Raw genomic sequence first — 6829 nt, 5'->3', positions numbered from 1 at the left:
GTTTGCCCTCGGGCAGTGTGATGTTGGCCATCGCCCGCAGCAGGTAGGGATTGCTGCGCTCGGCACGCACGCCGCTGTCCGTGTATTTCTGCGCGATCTGGAAGAAGCCGAAAACGTCTTCTTCATAAACATCCGACGGTTCTGGGAACATGCGCGGCCACTTGCCGGTCTTGCCGAGCTTCTCCACGATCTCGACACGCACCTTGTCCTTGGGCAGGCCGCCTTCTGGTAGTTGCGGCGTGTAAGGCACGACCGGATAGCGTGCGGCGATCACCTTCTCCGGCAGCACTTCGCGGTAGAGCTTCACCTCGTCCATCAGGCCGTCAAAACTCACGCTCGCCTGCTTGCTCATCGACGTGCCCAGCCAAACTTCGTCATCGTCCACCACCGGCGCCTGCGTCGTCGCACCGCCCATGTCCCACTTCCCGGTCACGTCTTCGCCATCGATGTAGCCACGCATCGTCTCCGGCTTGCCGAACACATACGACACCGCGACGTGATGCCAGCCGGAAGCTGCGCCGAATCCACCCGTCGTGGTCCAGCGATGCCAGTCACCCGCGTGGTCGCCGTCTTTGCGGCTGCGGAAGAGAAAACTCAGGCGCAGGAAGCCACCGCCTTCCCAGAGTCGCAGGCCGTAGTTTTGATTATCCTTCGCCACACCCGGATTGCTGGTGCGTCCTTTGCCGAGGATGTAAACATTCCCGCCCTTCGGCACCGCCGCCGGATTTACCCACGCCTCGATGGTGATCGCGTCGCCATTGTCGAAGTCGAACATGCTCGCCTTGCCGGAATCCTTCACACGGATGAACCCCGCCTTCTCACCGCCGAACAACGCCGCCCGATTATCGGCCGCGAAACTCGTAAACTGCTTCGCCGAAGGTCCATCCTGCCCCAGCACGACCGATCCCTCGATCTGACCGATCTCCGGCTTGTCACCATCAAAACTCCAATGCGCCACAGGCGTGGGTTCAGCGGCGAGCGCCAGCGAGGCACCCCACAGCACGACGAGACAGAACAGGGACTTCTTCATGATCAGCATGGACAAAAATACGGGGTGGAAAGACCGCTTCACGCCGTCTCCGGCATGAACGTGGGAAAAACAATGCCGCGCGCTGAGGCGACCGGAACGGTGGACTGCGCGACGTGGAGCTCGACGTTCCGAGCACCCCACGCGTAAGCCGTGCGAACGAGCGCGGACGCAGCGCAGGGAGCGAGAAAAACGAGTGTCTTGCCGCGGAGTCCATCGAGGGCTTTCCAAAGCAAGGCGATGGCTGTCTCCTCATCCGCGGCGACACCGGGGCCGATCATGGTGCACGAAGGATGCGTGCTCATGCCGAGGAAACCGTTCACGGAGCCGTCCGCGGCCTCGGAGACGAGCAGACGCCAGGCGCCGACCTCGTTGCGCAGGAAGAACGCGAAATCCTTCTCGCGGCGGATACCTTGCTGCGATTGCTCGAAGTCGGCGATTCGCGGCGCATCGGCCAAAACGGCCTCGCGCACGCATTCGATGCCCACAGGCGCGGCGGCGGTCAGGCCGGTGTCAGGCACGGTGATGAGCAGATCTTGAAAAATGGCTCCGGGGACAAATCCGAGGCGCGTGTAGAGCGAGAACGAGTCGAGATTCAGCAGGCTCGACACCAACCGCGCCGGTTTGCCGAGGCGTTTCGCCTTCTCGAGCACGAGCGACATCATCTTCTTGGCGATGCCGCGCCCGCCGGCATCCGGCGACGTGGCGACGATGCCTACGGAGACATGCGTTTCACGCTCATGCGAGAAACATACACCGACGATCTCACCGCTTTCCGTGCGGGCGGTGACGCACTCACCGGGATCGAGCGCCTCATACACATCGGGAAAAAGTGTGAAGGGCTCATGGCTGTCGCCAAAGCGTGCGCCTTGGCCGAGACGGCTCTCATACCAATGAACGAGGGCACGATGCAGCAACCGGGCGATGGGTTCGCGATCGGCAGCGGTGAGAAGGGCGAAGTCGATGGTTTCGCTCATGGTTCAGACGATCTCCCAGCCCTTGCGATAGGTTTCTTTGATGAATGCATCTGCAGCCGGCAAGCCCGTGGCTTTCATCGCAGCCGCATCCCAGTCGATGGTTTTTTGCGTGCGCAGCGACAGCACGCCGAGCAGCGCGATCTCGGTGAGATGCGCAGCGTAGTCGAAGGGGCTCGTCGCCGGATCGCCGCCTTTGCAGGCGTCCACCCAGTCGCGGTGATGACCATTCGAGCGTTTCAATTTGGGCGCTGGCTTCTGGTATTCAGCGCGTCGTGCCTCAGGGAAGAGTCGCGGCGCACCACCACCGCCATCGCACTGGATGACACCTTTCTCACCGATGAAGAGGCAGCCGCGTTTCGGCAGCGGGAAGGTGCCCAGCGCCTCGGGTTTCTCCGGCATCAGGCCGCCGTCATACCACGTCATGCGAATCTCCGGACGCGTTCCCGCGGCGGGGAATGTGTAGTAAATCATCGAACCGTGTGGCGCGATCTCGCTGTCCGTCACGCCGGCCGCATGCGCCTCGATGCGCGATGGAATCGGCAGGTCAAAGGCGCGCACGGCGCTGTTCATGTCATGGCAGGCGAAGTCACCGATGCCCGTGCAGCCGAAGTCCCAGAAGTCGCGCCAGGCGACCGGGAAGTAGGCCGGATGAAAAGCGCGTTCGTTGCGCGGCCCGAGCCACAGATCCCAGTTCAATCCGGCGGGCACCGGCGGTGTCTCGGTCGGTTTGCCGGTGAGCGTGGGATTCCAGCGCTTCGCGCTCACCCACACGTGAATGTCACGCACCGCACCGATGGCGCCGTCTTGGATGTATTCGATCGTTTCGCGTGTCCCAAGCGACGAATGCCCCTGGCTTCCGAGCTGCGTGGCCACGCCGGTTTCCGCGGCGACTTTGGCCACGTGGCGCGCTTCCCAGATGTTATGCGTCAGCGGTTTCTCGCAATACACATGCTTGCCCGCCCGCATCGCAATCACGGACGCATACGCATGCAGATGATCCGGCGTGGCAACCAGCACCGCATCGATGGACTTCTCCTTTTCCAGCATCTCGCGAAAATCGACGTAGTCCGCGCAGCGGTGGTTGGGTGTCTTCGCCGCGTAGTGCTTCTCGATTTCGGCCTTCACCGGAAGGCGTCCGCCCATGCCTTTGAAGTAGAAGTTCTCGAGACTGAACGATTCCGCCGGATCGGCGACGGCGATGATCTGCGCGTCGTCGAGTTGCATCAGCGCGCGCACATTCGTCCGCCCCTGCCCGCCCGTGCCGATGATCGCCACATTCACCTTTTCACTCGGCGGCACAAAACGCGGCCCGCCCAGCACATGACGCGGCACGATGTTGAACGTCGCCACGGTGGCGGCGGCAGTTTTGAGAAATTGACGGCGTGAGGGGACGGCGGGCGTGTTCATGAGCGGTAGTGTACGGTACGCCTCCGCTCGATCTTCGACGACAATCTCGCGGCTACTTGAACTCCACCTTTGCGCTGCGCTCCAAAATGCGCACGACGTCCTCATCGAGCAGAAATCCTTCGCGGCACAGATTCAGCGCGGCTTCGGTGAGGCGGCTCAGGTAGTCGGCGCGTGTCGGATAGCGTTCTTCGAGTGACAAACGCGGATCGCCGGACTTCTCGCGTTCGGCCTTCGTCTTCGCGAACGGGAGGAACATGCCGTCGAGCGGCGAGAGCATCGTTTCTGCGCCGAACTTCGGCGCGCGCAAATTCCAACCGGTGTAGGTGCCGAGCGGGACCGCGACTTCGGGCAGGATGATGCCGCAGGTTTCGTTTCCGTCGGCGTTCACAGCGGGCAGCAGCGTGCGGAAAGGCTTGCCAGCCTTCGGCGGAATGATGTCGGCAATGCCTTCGCTGTGAAAACGAGGACCGAAGTCGAGGCGCGCGGGCTCATAATGATGCGCGGGCAGGTTGCAGCCGGGGATTTTCGGAAATGCCACACGCCAGGTGTCGTGATCAACCAGCGTGCCATCCGCCAGTGTCGGGTGGCGGCTCGGCGGTGGCGCTTTGCCGGACTGCATCCACTCAGAGAGATTCAGAAGCATCGCTCGAAGCACGGGGCCGCGATCATCGAGTGTGTTGCGCGGCTGCTGGCAGATGCCGTTCGTGCCGTCGCTTTTGCCGAGGTGTTCGGCTCCGGCGATGAAATACACGCGCACGTCATCGGACAGCGTGAGATCCGATCTGCCTTCGACATCGGTGTGCAGCAGTGAGGCCCCGCGGCTCCAGTATTCCGTCGAAGTCTGGGTGAAGATGATGCGCGGCACATGACCGGACTGGCGCGAGCGTGCGAGCGAGTCGCCGGTTTCACCGGTCACCGGATCGGTCTGCGGCAGCGGTGCGAGCGGGAAGAACTCGGAGCCCGAAAAGCGTCCCTCGTGCTGTGTGCCATACTCCGTGCTCATGCGAAAGCGATGGTTGAACATGCCCTTGCCCGCACCCGCGACGTGGATCAGCGCACCATCAAACACCGCACGTCCCTGCTCGTCGGTGTTCAGACCTTCATAGAGGAAGTGATGAATCACCCGACCTGACTGCGAGATGCCAAACACGCAGGCCTTCTCGATCGCACCGGCGAGCGGATTCGTGGCGGCATCTGCATGGCGGAAGAATGAAACGCAATCGCGTAGCGCGGTGAGCCCGAGACCGGTCACGCGCGGCTCCTTCGCCGTGTAAACGAGATCATACAGCCAGCCCGGGCGCAAACCGGCCTTCACATACACATGCGTGGGATCCGCGATGACTTTGCCGTCCTCCCAACGACCAAACGCCCACTCGGTGCGCGGAATCTCCAAGCCGGCCGCATCACGATCCGGCCGCATCGTGAGGGTCGCATCAGCATTGTCCAGACTCACGGAGGGAAACGCCGCGCCGATGCCCCACGGGCTCCACGAGAACGCGCGACTGTAAACCTTCTCCGTGCTGCTGATCTCCAGATGAGCGCGTCCGGTGATGGTTTTTCCATTCTCAGTCGCGACGGGCAGTCCGCACAGCAGACGCTGCGTGTCGTCCGCCTGCACTTCGCCATTCCAACCGCACCACAGCACCGAGAAACCATGCCGCATGAGGAAACCGTTGCCCGCATGCACCGCCGACTTCGGATCGTTCGTGCGCTCGCCATCATTGAAGGTCCACAGCGCGAGCATGTTGCCGCGATTATGCACGTCGTAGAGAAGCTGACCGTTGCCCTTCCGCGCATCCATTGGCTTGAGCAAAAAGAAGTCTGTCCAGCTCTCCACCTTGCCACGCGCATTGCGCGGAGCCCGTTTGAGATCGCTGATACGCGCATTCGCCTCATGCATCGGGTCCGTTTCCAAATACATCCGCCCGCGGATGCGCTCATACGCGCCCGCCGGGCCGAAGCTCACGCCATCCGCAAACGTGGAACGCTCCGTGACCTCCACGCGCACCACTTCGGCACGCAGCCACGGCGTGAGCACAATGGCCGCAGCTGCGCAAGCAACGATCGAGCACCTCATGCGATGATTTCCTTCACCACCTTGCCGCCTTGCAGACCTGTAAGCCGGATGCGGCGGCCGCCGCTGACGACGGCGAGGTTTTCGTGATCGAGACCGAGCTGATGCAGGATCGTCGCATGCAGATCGCGGAAGTGAACGGCGCCTTCGACCACCGCGCTGCCGTTCTCGTTGGTCGCGCCGTGCACGTGCCCGCCTTTGACACCGCCGCCCGCCATCCAGAAGGTGAAGGCGCGATGCTGATGGCCGGACTGGTCCTTGTCCTGGCCGGGCGTGATGCCGGGACGGCCGAATTCACCGCCCCAGACAACGAGTGTGTCTTCGAGCAGGCCGCGCTGGTCTAGATCGTCCAAAAGCGCGGCGATGGGCGCGTCGGTGGTGGCACAGTTGGCGGTGAGATCGCGGCGATGATCCTGATGCTGATCCCAGCTGCCGTGCGTGATTTCAATGAAGCGCACACCCGCCTCGCAGAAGCGGCGCGCGAGCAGGCACTGACGGCCGAAGTCGCTGTTCTTGCAGGTGCCCGCGGCAAAGTTCTTGCCGACTCGATAGCGCTCCAGCGTGGCCTTTGACTCCGTCGAGATGTCGAGCAGTCCGGGCGCCGCCGCCTGCATGCGAAAGCCGAGTTCCATCGTCTGAATCACGCCTTCGAGCTGCGCATCATCACCACGCAGGCCGAGATGATCGCGGTTCATCGCCTGGATCAGATCCAGCTGCCGGCGCTTCACGTTCAGCGGCAGATGATCGCCCTGAATGTCGCTGATCGTCGCCTTCGACATGTCCTCGCCGTTCACGCCGATCGGCGTGCCGCCAAACACGGAAGGCAGTTGAGCGGCGGCGTATTCGGTCGGCTTGGCGGTGTTGAAACTGATGAAGCCGGGCAGGTTGTTGTTCTCCGTGCCAAGACCATACGCCACCCACGAGCCCATGCTCGGGCAGGGCCGCAGACGGTCGCCGGTGTGCAGCTGCAGCATCGACTGCGCATGGATGCTCGTGTCGGCGGTCATGCCGTTGAGCACGCAAAGCTTGTCCGCATGCCGCGCGATGTTCGGCAGCAGCTCCGACACCCACAGGCCGCTCTCACCGCGCCGTTTGAACTCCGCCACCGAACCGGCGTGCGGTTTCTTCCCGACTTGCGGCTTGTAATCAAACGTGTCCATCTGCGCCGGGCCGCCAGACATGTTCAGAAAGATCACGCGCTGCGCCCTCGCACGCAACCGCGGCGGTCGGGCATCCAGGCTCGCGCCCGCCGCGTTTGCGATTCCCGACATCGCCACATAGCCAAAACCGCACGAGGCAGCGTGCAGCATCTGGCGGCGGGAGAACGTGGGGGGGGAACGCATG

General features: G+C 62.9%; 5 protein-coding genes. All 5 read right to left on the bottom strand.

What is annotated here, in order from left to right; genetic code table 11:
* Positions 1 to 1030, bottom strand: a 1030-nt coding sequence (locus KDL09_RS20290; protein WP_294389207.1) for a LamG domain-containing protein, incomplete at its 3' end; no start/stop codon positions are given.
* A 38-nt stretch (positions 1031 to 1068) separates the two neighbouring features.
* Positions 1069 to 2004 (bottom strand): GNAT family N-acetyltransferase, encoded by a 936-nt coding sequence (locus KDL09_RS20285; protein WP_294389205.1) that lies wholly within the window; start codon positions 2002 to 2004, stop codon positions 1069 to 1071.
* Positions 2005 to 2007: 3 nt separating this feature from the next.
* Positions 2008 to 3411, bottom strand: coding sequence for a Gfo/Idh/MocA family oxidoreductase (locus KDL09_RS20280; RefSeq protein ID WP_294389203.1), 1404 nt, complete (start codon positions 3409 to 3411; stop codon positions 2008 to 2010).
* A 52-nt stretch (positions 3412 to 3463) separates the two neighbouring features.
* Positions 3464 to 5488 (bottom strand): alpha/beta hydrolase domain-containing protein, encoded by a 2025-nt coding sequence (locus tag KDL09_RS20275; RefSeq protein ID WP_294389201.1) that lies wholly within the window; start codon positions 5486 to 5488, stop codon positions 3464 to 3466.
* On the bottom strand, positions 5485 to 6828 hold the full coding sequence (locus KDL09_RS20270; RefSeq protein ID WP_294389199.1) for a DUF1501 domain-containing protein: 1344 nt from the start codon (positions 6826 to 6828) through the stop codon (positions 5485 to 5487). Before KDL09_RS20270 ends, KDL09_RS20275 begins: the two co-directional genes overlap by 4 nt.
* Between the last annotated feature and the right edge of the window lies 1 nt (position 6829).

The sequence above is a fragment of the Prosthecobacter sp. genome, from assembly GCF_020439865.1.
In the GTDB taxonomy this organism is placed as follows: Bacteria; Verrucomicrobiota; Verrucomicrobiia; order Verrucomicrobiales; family Verrucomicrobiaceae; genus Prosthecobacter.
The sequence above is the reverse complement of the archived record's forward strand: the minus strand, read 5'-3'. Positions and strand labels throughout refer to the sequence as shown.

Bases quoted from the DNA above. Each gene is read 5' to 3' on its own strand.
- KDL09_RS20270 (WP_294389199.1), bottom strand. From the start codon at position 6,828: ATGCGTTCCCCCCCCACGTTCTCCCGCCGCCAGATGCTGCACGCTGCC.
- KDL09_RS20280 (WP_294389203.1), bottom strand. From the start codon at position 3,411: ATGAACACGCCCGCCGTCCCCTCACGCCGTCAATTTCTCAAAACTGCC.
- KDL09_RS20275 (WP_294389201.1), bottom strand. From the start codon at position 5,488: ATGAGGTGCTCGATCGTTGCTTGCGCAGCTGCGGCCATTGTGCTCACG.
- KDL09_RS20285 (WP_294389205.1), bottom strand. From the start codon at position 2,004: ATGAGCGAAACCATCGACTTCGCCCTTCTCACCGCTGCCGATCGCGAA.